Raw genomic sequence first — 15,538 nt, 5'->3', positions numbered from 1 at the left:
ATAATGTCTATTCTAGCAATTGATACTGTAGGTACTGGTGGTAGTTCAATAGCGATCATTGATCACGATGGTAATTGTTTTGTAGAACACAATTCCATCAGCAATAGTCATGCAGAATCGTTTTTTCAAATTTTGAACACTCTGTTCAATAAGCACAACTATAACTACAGTAAGTTAGACCATTTAGCGGTAGTAGTTGGACCAGGAAGTTTCAATGGAATTAGAGTTGGTATATCAGCTGCGAAAGGTATAAATCTCGTTACGAATAAGCCATTGTATGGAGTTAATGCATTAGAAGTTCAGGCATACGCAATGTCTTTGCTTTGTGCAAATAACAAAAAAAATATTAGAGCTATGATTAAAAGTTCTCAGGGATTTTATATGCAGTTGTTTGATTGCAATTTATTGCCATTATCAGATCCAACTACAACGCATGACGCCCAGTGTCTAGGCACTAGGACATCAGGCAATAACTACATTACATATATGGACTGCAATCTACCAAAATTAGATGCTAGCCATGCAGGGCTATTAGTCCATTATAGACTAAAGAATAAACAAAAATTAAATGAAGTTGAAGCTCTATATTTAAATGAGCTTCAGTATATGAAATTGTTATAGATCATCCTTTTGTATAAATGCTATTAATCTGGCTAAGTTTATGCATCTGACTTGTTATTTTTTCGGCTACTTCTTTTATACTCATATTCGAATTTTCTATTTCTATGGCATTTGGTGGTATAAATGAATCGTGAGTCCTAAAGTTCTCTATAATGCTGCTTATATTAGTGGCTTTCTTGTTTTCCCTTTGCCTTTTTAATTTAATGCGCTTTTGTAATGTAAGTAAGTCACACCTCAGCACTATAGGGAGAATTTGTGTGTTCATCCTTTTACTAAGCTCTACTACTGAGTTATACATCTTTGTGTTGTGGTCGTTATTTTTCATTAGCTCATCGATAAATATATAGTTTTTTGAGTGAATTAGGTAAGCTTCTATTGCCTGGAGCATAATTTGTGCAATGTTATATATTCTATCTTGTACTTCTTCAGGGATATGATTATGCTCAAAAACATTATCATATATGGAGCAAACTTGAGTATTGTTGGAAAAGTTGCTGTTTACAATCAATGCATCTATCATATTGGATAATTCTATTGCTGTAGAGAGCTTACCACTTCCTGAAAAGCCAATAATATATACGAAAAATCCTGTTATCTGTCTCTTTGTATTAATGTTTATCATATTATTTATAATATTAAAATCTATATTCATAATAACATGAAACTTAAGCTTTAAAACATTTAAAATATTATATAGAAAATTATTTTTATGGTTAAGATATTATGCATTTGAGAGCATAAATTCTATATAGGCTTCATAGATTATGTAGCAACGGATTATTTACTAAGAATTAACAGTTTATTTCTTGATATACTTAATTTCAAACTAAAAGTATAAGTTTACTATGAACCTCTTTTCTTGTATAAACCTTCAGAAGGTTTTGACTAAGAATTGCATTGTTAACAAAGAGCAAGGTAAAAAGAGACTTAGTATATATCTATCAGATTTTGCCTCTTACCTAGAACTAGATGGCCATACATACTTACCTTTCAGTGTGTTCTGAGGATCAAAAGTCATCTTATATCTATCCATTTGGTATTCACTTTAATGAAATGAATGAGAATTCATTAATGAAAGTATCATTTGATGGAAGTACAATTGAGGGCAAAGAGTATCAATACAATAGAACTGGTTATGTAATCCATGGTTTTATTTATCAAGTAAGGAAGGACATTTAAGCAATTTTTCGCTTGCATACATCTTCTATTGTAGCAGTTTCCTCTTTTAAAGATGGAATACTTCCTATAAGTCAGTGGGCAATACACTTTTATAACAAGATGCCTTACCATGATTATAACTCCCTTGCGCTTGATGATGCAGAGGGAAAGAGATTAATAACTGACCTGAAAGAAAATTTTGTAATGTTAATGCGTAATTATGGATCTATAACGTGTGGTTGGACTATGCAAGAAGCAATGTTTTGTACGTATCGCTTAGAGCAAGCGTGTAAAACTAAATGTTTAGCGTTAGAAGTGAATAGGAAATTATCAATTCTAAGTGAAGAAGTTTGCTCAAAAGCTGTAAAGGATCTTTTGTCTTTCGAAAACAATCTTGGTGAGAGAGATTGGCGCGTGTGGGCCAGGCTAATTAAAAGTGAGTTATAGTAAACCCCTTTTTAATCCTAAATAAATTTATTAGTTTATTATATGTTTCTTTTCATGTATAAATTTATAGCAAGTTTGTACGAAAGGTTGTTTTATGAACAAGATTATAGAAATTAGAGCACCAAAGACTCTTGGTGGTGAATCGATCACAGAAGGTGTAATCAAAATAAAGAAAAGTATTGGCGAAGCAATAGAAGTAGATGACTTAATCTTTGAAATTGAAACTGATAAAACAGCACTCGAACTAACTGCAGAAGCTTCAGGACAAATAACTGAATTTCTTGTAAGTGAAGGCGATGTGATAAGCCCTGATCAATTGTTGGCAAAACTTTCCGTAGGAGAGGTGAAGAAAGAAGATAAAAGTGAGAACCTTGCTAAAAGAGACGCTCCATCAGCTCGTAAAATTATGGAGGAAAATGCAATCAGTACAGAAAGTGTTAAAGGGACTGGTATGGGAAGCAGGATAACCAAAGCAGACGTGATAGATCATATGAGAAAAGCTGAACAACCTACTATAAAACAATATGAATTGCCAAAAAGTGCAGCAAGTGGGGAACGGAGAGAAGAGCGAGTAAAAATGAGCAAAATAAGGCAAGTAATTGCTGCTCGTTTAAAAGCTTCACAAAATACAGCTGCGATACTGACCACATTTAATGAAATTGACATGAAAAATGTTATAGATCTCAGGGCAAAATATAAAGAAACCTTTGAAAAGAAATATGGAATAAAGCTTGGCTTCATGTCGTTCTTTATAAAGGCAGCGGTGCAAGCACTGAGAGAAATTCCTGAAATTAACGCTGAAATTTCAGGTGATGAAATCATATACAAACGTTACTATGACATAGGTGTTGCCGTTGGCACTAACAAAGGTCTTGTTGTGCCAGCTATTCGAAATGCTGATCAGATGTCATTTGCTGAAATTGAGCTAACTTTGGCTGATCTCGGTAAAAAAGCACGAGAAGGTAAGCTACAAGTATCAGAAATGGAAGATGCAACATTTACTATTTCAAACGGTGGAGTATACGGTTCGCTCCTTTCCACTCCGATAATAAACCCTCCACAATCTGGAATACTTGGAATGCATTCAATACAAAATAGGCCATTTGCTGTGGGCAACTCAATTGAAATTAGACCTATGATGTACATTGCCCTCTCCTACGACCATAGAATAATTGACGGCAAAGGAGCAGTAACTTTTCTCGTCAAAATAAAAAATTATATAGAAGATCCAAACAGGTTAGTTTTGGAGGTATAGCTCAAGTGAGTAGTTACTAATCTAGTAGTAACCGTTTACAAATTGTGGAAATGAATAAAGAATTAAGCAGTAACAGTTACTAGATTCTGTAACTTTTGAAAGGAATTTTGGCCATTTAGACGCGAAGTTAAAATATCGACAACATCTTTATGAATCTTTCTCCACGTTCTGACCAAGTGAAAAAGCTGTTCTTACAATAGATTACATAGCGCCTCATTTACCGTTCTGCAAGGTTATTGGTTGTATCTATCACTTCAAGTTTTCGTAAAAACTTCCATATCCTCAGATCTTAACATCTTGGCAGCCATCCTCAAAGTTTGAGTACCATTTATAACCCTAGTCATTTTACACAAAAGATGTTCTACCCTTTTTCAAAATTTTTACATTAGTTGATAAAATCGTAAATCATCTACCAAATTTTATTTTTTTGCTTTTGTACCACAAATACTCTGTTATTGAGTGACTTGAGCGCCTGGCCAATTTTGCTCACTTCAATATTTTTACTATACGCAAATCTTTGAAAATCTCTTGTCAAATGTGTCCAACATATCTATCTATTTTCAAACTAAAATAATTGTACGCAGCGTATTGTTGCTTACAACTATGCCATTGTATTCTGGCAGTAAACTTTGCAACACCTTCTTGCCACGAGACTCGGTCATCTTTAGAAGTGTCAGAGCGCTTTGTTGTTATTACCCAACCCAGCCTCTTTCTCCTTGATTTCTGTGCTATGTTTCATCTATATGCAGGTTTCTTTCAATTCTTCCTTCATTTTCTCATATTCAGATGCGCATCTTTTGATACTCTGTGCTCAGTCTTTGATACTAAACTAAGACTTATATTGAGGTTAAATATACTGCTTAAAATTTGTTGTACTTTTCTTTTCGAGTTAATAAAAAAGCCACTTAGGCTGCTAATTGTTGTTTTAGCATTGAACCCTAGAGGACCTCTTGAAACCCCCATGGTTAAACTAGCTGAACCCTTCCTATCACAAGCTCTGTAATAGTTTCTTTGCAACCTGTACTCAGTTACGATTGGTTTGATTTCTGGTAATTCTACCTTTTAATGGACAATTTCATCTTCTAAAACAACCTTATTTCCACACACACAAACCTGATAAAATTGTATAGTCTACTACTATATTTGCTACCATCAAATCTCACTTATATACCTTATGCCCTGGCTGACCTCCTGGTTTTTTATCACTTTTCTTTTTTGTTTTTTTGCGATATATATCTTGCGATGGTGGTAGAGATGAACTTTTTGAGTTCAGACCCAGTTTATCTTCTAGCTCAATTATTTTTGCTTTTAAGCCATCATTTTCTATAATCAGAGCCTTTATTTCTTCTTTGAGATTAGCGTTTTTTGATTTGTACGCCACAATCTTTTCTGCAGCCCTGTTATCATACCCACTCTATACTTAGCTTCTCATGTCTTTACACTTTTACAATCACTTTGTAAATCCCTTATCTCCGTGAACGGTTATAAGAAATTTAATAAGTAGAAAAAAGGTAAAAAAAACCTAGTGAGTGACTACTTATTTATATTTAATTTTTAAATATGGCGTTTTTTTATTCTAAACACTTAATAATCATGACTAGGTTGCTTTTGAGCTGCAATTAATCTAAATTATAAATATTAAGAAACTTACTGATAGAAAAAAAGACCTAGAACAGTTAGTTGTTCACTATCATTTTATCAGTTGGCGTTTTTTAGCAAGCGCAATTTACAGTACTAGTTGGTAATAGATAACAATATAAAAAACATAAAGTGCACATAGTGCAGAAAATTAAATGCGAAATACTAAATACATTAAGTTTTTTGTTACTTAACCTGTATAGAAAAGATAAATAATTAAGCTTACTATGATAAGGAGACTGGCAAAGTTTATCAAGTATTTTTGCATTTAATCCATTTTTTTTGCTAAAGAACCTAGATGTTGGCCAGCTTACTTGAAAATACCCTCGCTTTGGCGAAGGGCACTCGTACAACCATGTGCAATATCTCAGCTATGATATATTTCTCACAGATTCATCTAAACTCAATTAAGTAGGAGTACTATTAATAAGGAAAAGAGTTTGGAGATTTAAGTAATATGGCACATGAGGAAGATATAAACCAATTAGTGAAAAGTAGATTTGATTATTAACTAAAAAGATGCAAATGAAATCACTCTTTTGCGTAAATTTGCAAAAGAAGGTGATGTAATTAAAGTAAAATCATTATTAGAGCACGAAGCAGATTTTAATGTAATAGACTATGAAAATAGAAATCCATACCATTATGCATGGGCACAAGAAAATTGATAAACTCCTTGTTAATCAACTTACAATTAATTCTAAGGATAAAAATGGATTTACTTCGCGCACTACAAGATGATACAGAATTAATAAGTTTTTTGATAGAAAAGACGCAAAAATCAATGAAAAAGATGCCTAAGAAGGCTATACTCCTCTTTATATAGCTTCACTATGCGTTTCTAAAAAAAGTGTTCAAACTTTAATTGATAGGGAAGCAAATCTTGAATGTGAAGATAATAATTTCCGCACTCCTTTATTTTTGACTATTTATCAATGCATTGCGTATTACGAAAGTAGAGCAGAAATTATAGAATATCTGATAAAAAGAGGTGCAAACATAGAAGCAAAAGATACAAAAATAATACTACGCTTTTCCTAGCAGGATATAACAATAAAATGCAAATACTTAAGCCCATTGTAAAGAAACAGCAAGCAAAAGCTAACTTTAAAGGATTTATTTGTACAAAAAACAATCATGGTTTTGATGCATTAGATTATGCTATTGAGCATAATAATTAAGAGGATGGTAATATTTCTTGTTTCAAAGAGAATAGAAACAAATGATCAAGATTTTAATGATGACACCAGGTTACATAAGGCTAGCTATAGTGGTAACACTAAAGCAGTTAAGTTCCTATTGAAGCTTAAAGTAGATCAATGCTGTCAGTAGATGTAACAGAGTCCCTTTACACTTAGCAGTTAAAAAAGACCATACAAAAGTTGTAAAAATGTTATTGAAAATTAAAGCCAATATGAATATTTGTGAGCAGCAGGGTTATATGCCTCTACATCTTGCTGTTTAAGGAGATTTTTTGATATAGCTTAACTGCTAATAGAAAAGGGAGCAAACCTGAGCATTAAGTGCAATGATGGCTACACTGCAATAGATATGTCTATCAGCAAAGCTAATAGCACAAAAGACATCAAAAAAATTATAAAAATTTTTGCAAATTTTTGTTGCTTCACTAAAAGAGCTACGTAGTAAGTGCAAAGAAGTAAAATATATAAAAAAATTAAGGTTATGCTGAAAAACTTGCTCTACATTTAAGCAGAGAGTCGCAAAATCATCAACCTGGGTTTTTAAGTTGTGGCTGATACACTGCGACCATTTATAGCGTCAAGGTTTTTAATCTAACCAGCTAACACTAAAGAGTTATCTCTCAAATATTTCTTCATAAGCTTTACAAGCCTTTTCAGATTATTCAAATAGCTCCATTCTGCTTGTAGAACTCTTATATCGCTTTACACACCAAACTAATCTCACTTCTTATTTCTATTAGCTCTTTATTTAATGACTGAACATGTAATTTTACCTTAAACAGGTCTATAATATTAAAAAAACATAATTATTAAGATAATACAGAAAATTCTCACGATAACCTCTGTATAGCTCTTAGCTTTGCTGAACGCGAACGTGGATTTGCATTTACTTCTTCTGCGCTTGCTTTGATCATTTTTTTATTTAGGAGAGAGAATACCTTACAATCGATAGATCTTGGCTCACATAAACTTTTAAAAAAAGTTTTGACTATACGGTCTTCCAAAGAATGAAAAGTGACAACTATTAACTTGCCATTCTTATTTAAAATTTCAGATGCTGCTTTAATGCCCTTTTCAAGTTCTCCCAGTTCGTCATTTACCCATATTCTAATTGCCTGAAATGTCCTAGTTGCAGGATCAATTTTACTTTTTCCACGAAACACTACAGAACGCACAATATTTGCAAGCTCAAATGTAGTTTTGATAGTTTTTTTCTTCCGTGCGTTTACTATTGCTCTTGCAATTCTACGAGAATGACGCTCGCCTCCATAGTTATATATAGTGTTTGCAATTTCTTCTTCGCGTAAAGCGTTAACAAATGTTGAAGCGTTTGTATGAGAAGAGTTATCCATTCTCATGTCAAGTGGACCATCATGTAAAAATGAGAATCCTCTATCTCCGTCATCAAGCTGCATAGATGAAACTCCTATGTCAAATACAACTCCATCTACAGTATTACTTGGTGTCACTCCAGTGCTTGACGCTGAGATCCATATATTTTTTTTCTGAATCCCAGATGAGATAATGGAAGAGAGTTTTGAGACAGCAGAGGGCTCTACAAGGTATTCAAGGCTATTACTATCTAATATACTTCTTATATTGCTAAATTTTTCAATAAATAGCTTTACTCTACTGGGGTACTTAATATTTAAATCCTCATAAAATTTAATAACAGTTTTATCTCTATCAATCGCATACACTTTGCAATCAGCTGATTCCAGTATTGCTTTGCTATATCCTCCAGCTCCAAATGTAGCATCCACATATATACCACCATTTTGTGGTGAAAGTTGTAATAGCATCTCTTTTAATAAGACTGGAATATGTGCCATAGCGTTCTATTGAAAGATTTTGTATATATATAAAAATAACTTTTTTACTTAAGTATAGTATACTATAGAAATACATGGGCAATAATATAAAAATATTAAGATTTAATAAAATATTGTTATTAATATAATATTTATGTCATGCTCACATTTTCTTTCCATATTTGGAAAAATAAAACATACCATTATGATATAAAACAAACCGTGATGTATAGTCCCTGAGTGTGATGGTATAATAAATGAGAAGATCATACCACCGAAAAAGGAGTTATGGGTTAACTCGACGCATATAAGTTATGAACGTTGTCCAAAATTAAATTTTCCTCAGTTATACTTTTTACTTGTGGGTCGATTATAATAGCTACATCCTTTGATTTGCTATCATTACCGCAATACTTATCTATAAGATTTTCCAATTCAGCCTCATGCTCTCTACGAAAAGCTGTTATACTATCAGCTTATATAATAGTGTTATACATTTGCGGCATTAATTTTTCGTTTAAGCAACACAAAATTGACAAATCTACTAAACAAATTATAAGCGATACGCTGGATTATAACCATATACTGCTACAACAATTCTAGCAACAACTGAGGTAAATAAGATAAACAGCTCGACAATATATAATTTGCTCATTCTTAGTAGCCATAAAATGATTGAGTTATAACCTCACATAGCTGTTCTTCTGTTAGGTCAAAAACTGCACCATAAATTAGGATCATAAAATGCAAAACTATTATCTGAATTTTTCTTTATTAGCATAATATGTACAGAATTTCGACTTATAACAGACTTATAAGATATTTTCATATACTGATTTTGACTTATTACTGCTAGATTTAGGTCTGCTATAGTTAATATTTTTAGCTTTTTCATTGCTAAAGAAGTTAATCTTTTTGCTTTTTCTGAGAAATCTATTTGTATTTGTTCAAACTCTTTTAAGAAATTCTCTTGTTTATCTTCTTTAAGCCAAGACACAATATATTTTAGTATTTCTTTTTTCTGCTCTATAAAAACTTTTATTTCATCAAAACTGTTGCTTACTTCCTGCACCCGTTCCTGATAATTTATTCCATCTGAAGCAATACTATATCCTTAACTTTCTTGATTAAATTATCTACTAGTAATCTCTTTTCTCAATACTATCAAATGCTCTAATAGTCTTGAAACATTTGTTTGTCAGATTCAATGATATTCATTAAATTTATCTGTTTATTAGATACAAATCTTTCTTTATATTTGGAAAATATTCTACTTTAAAAAAACTGTACTAGACAAAAATTTTTCAGATTTTTTCTGCATATATAATTATGCCAGAATATCGAGAGATGTCAAATTTTCTTGCCTTTAGCAAGTTGAGCATATGAACAAAACTTTAAAAGGTGCTACGGTTAGGAAGTCAGTCGCATCAGCAATTCAAAATCTACGACTTTGTTATGGTTTGTAATTATGCAAAAAGACTCAAAACTCTCACCTCCTTTTAGTTATATGTAATCAGTAGAAAAATCTCCTAATTTATTTTATCCTACCCTTCACATTCTGAATGTAGAAAATTGTGTGGTAAATTACAAAAGTAATATTATCAAGTTTAATTTGTAACACTGTACTGTGGTATGTCACATGCTTTTTGGTCATCTAGTAAACATAATCGGCGATATTTTTTTCATTATGCGATCAGTTGGTTAGCCTACCAAAGGCTTTTGGAATATTTGTAGTGGGTTTCCCCTGATGGGACAACCGGTGCTGCTATGTTTAGCCATATTGGCCAATAAACATAGAAGAAAGTTTACCCTATTGCTCTCAATTATATTGATGACTCTATCAACCGTATTAATTGCTTTTATGCCATGGTATCAAAATCTCGGAATACTTGCCATCAATACTGGTGGTATGTTTAAGGTTATTGCAGGGTATATCTTTTGGAAGAGAGGCAGGAAATATTCCATTTTTAGAGCATGCTCCTAAAAACAAGAAGAAATTCTTTGGCAGTATTGAAGTATTAAGCGCAATTCTTGGGTCAATCCTGAGTCTTATAGCAGTACTCATATGCAAAAAAGTATCTGATTTCAAATCTTGGGAATGGAGGTTACCTTTTAGTTTTAATTTAGTAGTGGGATTAATCAGCATAATACCAAGGTATATACTTGATGAGAGCCCAGAGTATAAAAAGCAGAAAAATCCACCTGAATTACCATTAAAAGAACTATTGAATTGCTATAAAAAACTTTTCTGGTATCAATAGGGGTCGACATAGTTGAAAATTCGTCCCTTTACATGTACCTAGTATTTTTCAATGTGCTTACATTAACAATAAATACTCATTCTTACCCATATAGTAAAAATACTGAGCCAAATTGCGTTCGGAGGATTAACTATATTAGTTGCAATACTTTCGACAAGATAGGAAGAGAAAAAGTCATGAAATTTGTATTCATAACTTTTGTAAATAGCAAGTTATCCAGTTTTTTCAATAATATTAAGTGGTAATGATTTGCTGATTATAATGGTACACATTCTTTTATAATCCCAATAGCCGCATTGCTTGATCCTGTCGGTGCACTTATGTGCGATTATTTCCAACAAAGGTGCAGTACAGCGGATTTAGTTTATCAAGAAATATATCTGATGGATTATTGGTACACCATTCATATGCACAACAGTTATCAAGGGGTTACAGGACAAGAGACTTCAGCTAGTTTTTGTATGATTTTTTGTGCATTAATTGGGCTGGTTGCTATATCGCAAATTAAAAATTAGTTTTCTTCAAGTTATCTGTTCAGCGTAGAATAGATACTTTTCCTATCTTTAAATATTCTCCTTCTAATCCAGAGCTGTTATTAAAAAGTCTTCTACTCGCTACACTCAGCTTATTTCTTTTCTGTTATTAGTAACAGCAGGTTCATTTACTCTTCTATCTAGCACGAAAGTATTATCAACATTACGTTCTATTCTATATTCCTTCTTAATAAATCCTGATTTTTCACATAATTCTTGGAAATACTCAGTAATAATATCGAGCAAACTTCTGCCACTTCCTATAGTGTAATCCCTCATTTCTTTAGGAACAATGAGCAATAGTTTGCCATTCTATATTCTTATATCGCTTGTGTTTTCATTAACTTTGGCTTCAAGCACAGATTCAAGTGAATCATCTAACTGACTACCCATTTCTTTTCTTGATTAAGCACTTCTGATGGATTAAGGTCTTCTACATCTGCTACGATTTTGGATCTCACTGCTATAACATTAGTACCATCATAATGAATATTTACCATTTTCTTGCAATCATAAAGTCGTAACCCAAACCGAGTTTTAAGTGAATCGCTAAAAATTAGTCTATTAAAATACCAGCGTCATTACAATTAGTGATTAATTCCCCTGTAATGGTCTCATTAGGTACTATCCCATAATGATCAGCATACTCAAACATTTTTGTATATGCTAATTCTTTTATTATCAGAAATTGATCTATAATAATCTTCCCATGTTTCACCAAATTTATGACCTTTCTTAGCTTTTTCAATTAACATGCGAGTCACATTACAATCTATTTCCTTTTCGTTGATAATAAAGTCTATTTCAAAAAAGTTTGGGTACATTATCTTACCAGAATTTGCTTTAGCATTATCTTTTTTATCAGTCACTACTTGTCAAATGAGAAATTTTCTGCTTCAGCTTGTAGTGCATAAAATGGGTTCCTTGTTATTTATGAATATGAGTTACCTATTAAGTATTAAAAAATTTTTAAGTCAAATTTCAGTCACATTTTAATATGACTTTACTAATTTATTACTAATACCAATTCCTACTGACTTTATCACTGTAAACATAGTTACCACCTTGCACTTTTGTTCATATCAATTGTCAATTGCTTCATCTGATAAAACAGAAAATATTTCTCCTCTCTTTGAGGAATTTATTGTATTCATTTTGGTTGCTGACTTTCATTTTACTGGCATGTTTTTTGTTAAGTGGTTAAGTGGCCATCTTATAATGAATTTTGTCGATAACCACCATATTTTTTTCGTGTGCTATGCAACAAAGCTATTCCAGCGTCGCGCGCTGGAATTGTACCATTTTCGTTTGCTCATAAGTTGCTTCAGCTACAAATATTTAAGAAATCCACCAAGTAAGAAAAAGACAAAAGAAGCCCTAGTTAATATCTATTTAAAAACACTAGCGTTTTTTTATGTTTTAAATACTTAGTAATCGCGACTTAGTTGTTTTTTATTGCAACTAACCTTTAGTCATAAATGTTTTAGAAATTTACTAGGCAAAAAAAAGGCAAAAGATATATTATGGTGATAGTATTTACTCTCTAATCCTGCAAATTAGTATATTATACTGTCCTAAACGCTTTATAAGCGAGTTTCAACTTATATAGGTAAAAAATTAGAAATATTGTGAAGACATAAGGTACATATAGTGCAAAAAATTAAACATAAGATGCTAACTATATAACACTTTATTATTTTAATCTGCACAGATTGAAGGTAACTTAATACCTCCAGTATCGGGATAAGGGGGCTAGCGAGGTTTGTCAAGTAGTTTTTGCATTTCTGTGTGAGTTACTGAACGATCGACAGCTATGCAACTAATTCATTGACAAGAACGTTAAAATAAAGAAACTCAATTTCTATCATCTCATAATTTCTGTATAATCTTACAAGTTTAATTGGTATATTATGAAGATAATAATAGGTAATGCTAGTAAAGAGCTAGGAAAATTAATAGCTAACAAGCTGAATGTTCAGCCATTTTCCGCTCAGGTATCAAAGTTTGCCGATGGTGCGATAAATGCGGAAGTGGAAAGTAACCTCTGCAGTCAAGAGGTATATATAATACAGTCCATTTCTCCCCCTGTGAACGACCATCTTATGGAGCTTCTGTTCATAATTGATGCAGTAAAGAGGTCAGGAACTAAAAGAATTACGACAATTATTCCCTACTATGGGTATAGTAGGCAGGACAGAATCATTAAAAACAACAACATGCAATCTGCTTTAAACGCCAAATTAGTCGCAAATCTTATTCAGACTGCAGGTGCAAGCAGTGTTGCAGTCATTGATTTGCATTCAAGTCAAATTGAAGGGTTTTTTGATGTACCACTAACTAATTTGAGTTGTTTTGAAGCATTCGCTGACTCTATACATATAGAAAACTTGGCAATAGTTGCACCTGATGTTGGAGCAATCGGTAGAGCACGTGCTTTTGCAAAGACTTTAGAGAAAAAGTACGAGATAAAATTGAGTGATAAGATTATCATAATAGATAAATATAGGGAGAAAGCAGGCACATCTCATGTAATGAATGTAATAGGAGAAGCCACAAATAAAAATTGTGTCATTGTTGATGATATAGTCGACTCCGGTGGAACATTATGTAATGCAGCTCTCGCTTTAAAAAATCGTAGAGCAAGGTCTGTAATTTCATGCATAACACATGGCGTACTTTCAGGGAATGCAATTGAAAAAATCTCTTCCTCTTCTCTAGATAAATTAGTGACTACAGATACCATATTTCACAAGCTTGAAAAGACTGATAAAATAGAAATTGTTTCAATTGCAAATATTTTGACTCATTTCATTCAAGGAGGTAAAGATGCCAGCTAGGTCAGCAGAAGATGTCATCACTTCGCTAATAGAATTTGTAAATAAGAGAAAAGTAACAATCACTAGGGAAGAAATGCTTAAAATCGCACAGCTTGTAAGAATTAAGTTATCAAATGACGAAATAGAGCATTACTCCAAAGAACTGACAATGTTAGATTGGATACATGACATTTTATTGCGAGTTAATACTAAAGACGTTTCCCCTATACGCTATGGCAGTATAGATAAGGATATTCACGTACGCGACGACGTTGTCAATTTCCAGAGCATGAAAGAGGAGATACTATCTAATACAAAATCTGAGCATGGGTATTTTGTAGTGCCAAAGGTTATAAATGATTAAAATAAGGCTCATTTTTCAAAGAAAGATTTAGAGAGTGGATTGATATAGGTTCAGGGTTTATGTAGAAGAACAGGTCTATAGAAACATAGGGTTACCACTTGTTATGGTTAAGAGGTTTAATGACTTTACCTGGATGTCTGATATAATAATTAAATTGTAAAGCCTATTAAAGCCTAGCATGAATGAAGTAGTGACATTTGGTTGCCGCCTAAATTTTTACGAAAGTGAGTTAATTAAGGAAGCATTAAGAAAAGCAGAGAGAGAAAATGTTGTAGTGGTACACAGCTGTGCAGTGACAAATGAAGCAGAACGTCAAGTAAAACAAAAAATACGTAAGATTTATAAAAATGACCCAAATAAAGAAATTATCGTAGTTGGCTGTGCCGTTCAATTAGACCCTGAATCGTATAGTAATATTCCTGGTGTGAGTAAAGTGTTAGGTAATCAAGATAAGCTAAAGACCGAAAATTACTTATTAAGTAACAATAAAATATTAGTTAACGATAACCAGGCAAGTAAGTCAGAACCTGCTCTAATTGATAAATTCAAAGATAAATCAAGAGCATTCATTGAAGTTCAAAATGGCTGTGATCATAGCTGCACATTTTGCTCGATTACTGAAGCAAGAGGGAATAACCGATCCGTACCAATAAACAATATTATTGAGCAAATCAAGATTTTCGTAGCAAATGGCTATCAAGAAGTAGTATTTACAGGAGTTGATATTACTGATTTTGGTACAGATCTATTTGGCAAACCTTCACTTGGTTTAATGGTCAGAAGAGTTTTAAAGGATGTGCCAGAACTAAAGAGGCTCAGGCTTTCTTCTATTGATGTTGCTGAAGTTGATGATGAATTAATGGATTTAATAGTTAATGAATCAAGATTTATGCCACATTTACACTTAAGCTTACAATCTGGTAATAATTTAATTCTAAAAAGAATGAAACGTCGTCATAGTAGGGAACAAGTGATAGAATTTTGTCATAAAGTGAAAAGTTTGAGATCTAATATAGCATATGGTGCTGATATTATTGCTGGATTTCCTACGGAAACTGATGAGATGTTTCAGGATACAGTTAATCTACTTGAAGAAACAAATACAGTTTATCTACACGCTTTTCCATATTCGAAGCGGAAAAATACACCAGCTGCACGAATGCCACAAGTGCCAGAGAATGTGCGTAAAGAAAGAGTAAAAAACTTAAGGAAAATAAATAAAGCAATGATGAGTAACTTTTATCAATCTTTGATAGGCACTAAACAAAGTGTTCTAGTTGAGCAAAATAATATTGGTAGAGCAGAAAATTTTGCATTAGTAAAGTTTACATCAAAGATTCAAGCTAAAAGTATTGTAAAAGCTACCATTATAGGAATGGAAAGTGGTTACTTAGTTGGAAGTATTATTCCCTAATTTTTTGATATGAGGAAA

18 protein-coding genes and 2 pseudogenes are annotated in these 15,538 nt (G+C 32.5%); 12 read left to right on the top strand and 8 right to left on the bottom strand.

Annotation, left to right across the window (positions count from 1 at the left end):
* Window positions 1-3: 3 nt before the first annotated feature.
* Window positions 4-621 (top strand): tRNA (adenosine(37)-N6)-threonylcarbamoyltransferase complex dimerization subunit type 1 TsaB, encoded by a 618-nt coding sequence (gene tsaB, locus WBM_RS00680; RefSeq protein ID WP_011256312.1) that lies wholly within the window; start codon window positions 4-6, stop codon window positions 619-621.
* 1 nt (window position 622) lies between these two features.
* Here the strand turns inward: tsaB and WBM_RS00675 are convergent, their stop codons facing one another.
* Window positions 623-1,243: an AAA family ATPase gene (locus tag WBM_RS00675; protein ID WP_041571534.1), complete on the bottom strand. Its 621-nt coding sequence runs from the start codon at window positions 1,241-1,243 to the stop codon at window positions 623-625.
* Window positions 1,244-1,518: 275 nt separating this feature from the next.
* Here WBM_RS00675 and WBM_RS00670 point away from each other — a divergent pair.
* Window positions 1,519-2,226, top strand: a pseudogene (locus tag WBM_RS00670) (class II aldolase/adducin family protein).
* Window positions 2,227-2,320: 94 nt separating this feature from the next.
* Complete coding sequence (gene odhB, locus WBM_RS00665; RefSeq protein WP_011256310.1) at window positions 2,321-3,481, top strand: 2-oxoglutarate dehydrogenase complex dihydrolipoyllysine-residue succinyltransferase; 1,161 nt, start codon at window positions 2,321-2,323, stop codon at window positions 3,479-3,481.
* Window positions 3,482-4,640: 1,159 nt separating this feature from the next.
* Here the strand turns inward: odhB and WBM_RS06090 are convergent.
* A complete protein-coding gene (locus WBM_RS06090; RefSeq protein ID WP_083750408.1) occupies window positions 4,641-4,862 on the bottom strand; it encodes a DUF6444 domain-containing protein in 222 nt (73 codons plus the stop codon).
* Between the two features lie 796 nt (window positions 4,863-5,658).
* On the opposite strand from WBM_RS06090, the gene WBM_RS06085 reads away from it, so the two are divergent.
* From WBM_RS06085 to WBM_RS06075, 3 genes are all read left to right on the top strand, one after another.
* Window positions 5,659-5,787 carry an ankyrin repeat domain-containing protein gene (locus WBM_RS06085; protein WP_225416050.1) on the top strand — a complete coding sequence of 43 codons (129 nt, stop codon included), beginning with the start codon at window positions 5,659-5,661 and terminating at the stop codon, window positions 5,785-5,787.
* Window positions 5,788-5,941: 154 nt separating this feature from the next.
* Window positions 5,942-6,160, top strand: coding sequence for a hypothetical protein (locus WBM_RS06080; RefSeq protein ID WP_225416153.1), 219 nt, complete (start codon window positions 5,942-5,944; stop codon window positions 6,158-6,160).
* Window positions 6,161-6,434: 274 nt separating this feature from the next.
* Window positions 6,435-6,584 (top strand): ankyrin repeat domain-containing protein, encoded by a 150-nt coding sequence (locus tag WBM_RS06075; protein ID WP_225416152.1) that lies wholly within the window; start codon window positions 6,435-6,437, stop codon window positions 6,582-6,584.
* Window positions 6,585-7,151: 567 nt separating this feature from the next.
* On the opposite strand, the gene rsmH is transcribed toward WBM_RS06075, so the two are convergent.
* The 3 genes from rsmH to WBM_RS00645 form a co-directional block, all read right to left on the bottom strand.
* Window positions 7,152-8,153, bottom strand: a complete 1,002-nt coding sequence (rsmH, locus tag WBM_RS00650) for a 16S rRNA (cytosine(1402)-N(4))-methyltransferase RsmH (protein ID WP_011256309.1) — start codon at window positions 8,151-8,153, stop codon at window positions 7,152-7,154.
* 272 nt (window positions 8,154-8,425) lie between these two features.
* A complete protein-coding gene (locus WBM_RS05675; protein WP_158676318.1) occupies window positions 8,426-8,566 on the bottom strand; it encodes a hypothetical protein in 141 nt (46 codons plus the stop codon).
* 278 nt (window positions 8,567-8,844) lie between these two features.
* A complete protein-coding gene (locus tag WBM_RS00645; RefSeq protein ID WP_011256308.1) occupies window positions 8,845-9,204 on the bottom strand; it encodes a hypothetical protein in 360 nt (119 codons plus the stop codon).
* A gap of 298 nt (window positions 9,205-9,502) precedes the next feature.
* On the opposite strand from WBM_RS00645, the pseudogene WBM_RS06915 reads away from it, so the two are divergent.
* Window positions 9,503-9,623 (top strand): annotated as a pseudogene (locus WBM_RS06915) (IS481 family transposase); the annotation flags it as partial.
* Window positions 9,624-10,054: 431 nt separating this feature from the next.
* Window positions 10,055-10,393, top strand: a complete 339-nt coding sequence (locus tag WBM_RS06070; RefSeq protein WP_233417513.1) for an MFS transporter — start codon at window positions 10,055-10,057, stop codon at window positions 10,391-10,393.
* A gap of 620 nt (window positions 10,394-11,013) precedes the next feature.
* On the opposite strand, the gene WBM_RS00630 is transcribed toward WBM_RS06070, so the two are convergent.
* The 3 genes from WBM_RS00630 to WBM_RS00625 all read right to left on the bottom strand — a co-directional run bounded on the left by WBM_RS00630 (window position 11,014) and on the right by WBM_RS00625 (window position 11,795).
* The gene (locus tag WBM_RS00630) at window positions 11,014-11,226 is read right to left on the bottom strand and encodes a hypothetical protein (protein ID WP_011256307.1); all 213 of its coding nucleotides are present in this window, start codon (window positions 11,224-11,226) and stop codon (window positions 11,014-11,016) included.
* A gap of 77 nt (window positions 11,227-11,303) precedes the next feature.
* Window positions 11,304-11,426 carry a hypothetical protein gene (locus tag WBM_RS06705; RefSeq protein WP_255324093.1) on the bottom strand — a complete coding sequence of 41 codons (123 nt, stop codon included), beginning with the start codon at window positions 11,424-11,426 and terminating at the stop codon, window positions 11,304-11,306.
* Window positions 11,427-11,573: 147 nt separating this feature from the next.
* The gene (locus WBM_RS00625) at window positions 11,574-11,795 is read right to left on the bottom strand and encodes a hypothetical protein (RefSeq protein ID WP_011256306.1); all 222 of its coding nucleotides are present in this window, start codon (window positions 11,793-11,795) and stop codon (window positions 11,574-11,576) included.
* A gap of 217 nt (window positions 11,796-12,012) precedes the next feature.
* On the opposite strand from WBM_RS00625, the gene WBM_RS00620 reads away from it, so the two are divergent.
* From WBM_RS00620 to mtaB, 4 genes are all read left to right on the top strand, one after another.
* A complete protein-coding gene (locus tag WBM_RS00620) occupies window positions 12,013-12,357 on the top strand; it encodes a hypothetical protein (RefSeq protein WP_041571364.1) in 345 nt (114 codons plus the stop codon).
* A 479-nt stretch (window positions 12,358-12,836) separates the two neighbouring features.
* Window positions 12,837-13,763, top strand: coding sequence for a ribose-phosphate diphosphokinase (locus WBM_RS00615; protein WP_011256305.1), 927 nt, complete (start codon window positions 12,837-12,839; stop codon window positions 13,761-13,763).
* Window positions 13,753-14,106: an Asp-tRNA(Asn)/Glu-tRNA(Gln) amidotransferase subunit GatC gene (gene gatC / locus WBM_RS00610; protein WP_011256304.1), complete on the top strand. Its 354-nt coding sequence runs from the start codon at window positions 13,753-13,755 to the stop codon at window positions 14,104-14,106. The genes WBM_RS00615 and gatC overlap by 11 nt, the downstream gene beginning before the upstream one ends.
* Before the next feature lie 178 nt (window positions 14,107-14,284).
* Complete coding sequence (gene mtaB / locus WBM_RS00605; RefSeq protein WP_011256303.1) at window positions 14,285-15,520, top strand: tRNA (N(6)-L-threonylcarbamoyladenosine(37)-C(2))-methylthiotransferase MtaB; 1,236 nt, start codon at window positions 14,285-14,287, stop codon at window positions 15,518-15,520.
* Window positions 15,521-15,538 lie beyond the last annotated feature (18 nt).

Origin of the sequence: Wolbachia endosymbiont strain TRS of Brugia malayi, from assembly GCF_000008385.1 — a bacterium.
Taxonomy (GTDB): domain Bacteria; phylum Pseudomonadota; class Alphaproteobacteria; order Rickettsiales; family Anaplasmataceae; genus Wolbachia.
Note: the sequence above shows the minus strand (reverse complement) of the source record. Positions and strands in the feature narration are given on the sequence as shown.

Excerpts from the sequence above, each read along its gene's own strand:
- rsmH (WP_011256309.1), bottom strand. The coding sequence starts at position 8,153 with ATGGCACATATTCCAGTCTTATTAAAAGAGATGCTATTACAACTTTCA.
- WBM_RS00615 (WP_011256305.1), top strand. The coding sequence starts at position 12,837 with ATGAAGATAATAATAGGTAATGCTAGTAAAGAGCTAGGAAAATTAATA.
- tsaB (WP_011256312.1), top strand. The coding sequence starts at position 4 with ATGTCTATTCTAGCAATTGATACTGTAGGTACTGGTGGTAGTTCAATA.
- odhB (WP_011256310.1), top strand. The coding sequence starts at position 2,321 with ATGAACAAGATTATAGAAATTAGAGCACCAAAGACTCTTGGTGGTGAA.
- gatC (WP_011256304.1), top strand. The coding sequence starts at position 13,753 with ATGCCAGCTAGGTCAGCAGAAGATGTCATCACTTCGCTAATAGAATTT.
- mtaB (WP_011256303.1), top strand. The coding sequence starts at position 14,285 with ATGAATGAAGTAGTGACATTTGGTTGCCGCCTAAATTTTTACGAAAGT.
- WBM_RS06705 (WP_255324093.1), bottom strand. The coding sequence starts at position 11,426 with ATGGTAAATATTCATTATGATGGTACTAATGTTATAGCAGTGAGATCC.
- WBM_RS00675 (WP_041571534.1), bottom strand. The coding sequence starts at position 1,243 with ATGATAAACATTAATACAAAGAGACAGATAACAGGATTTTTCGTATAT.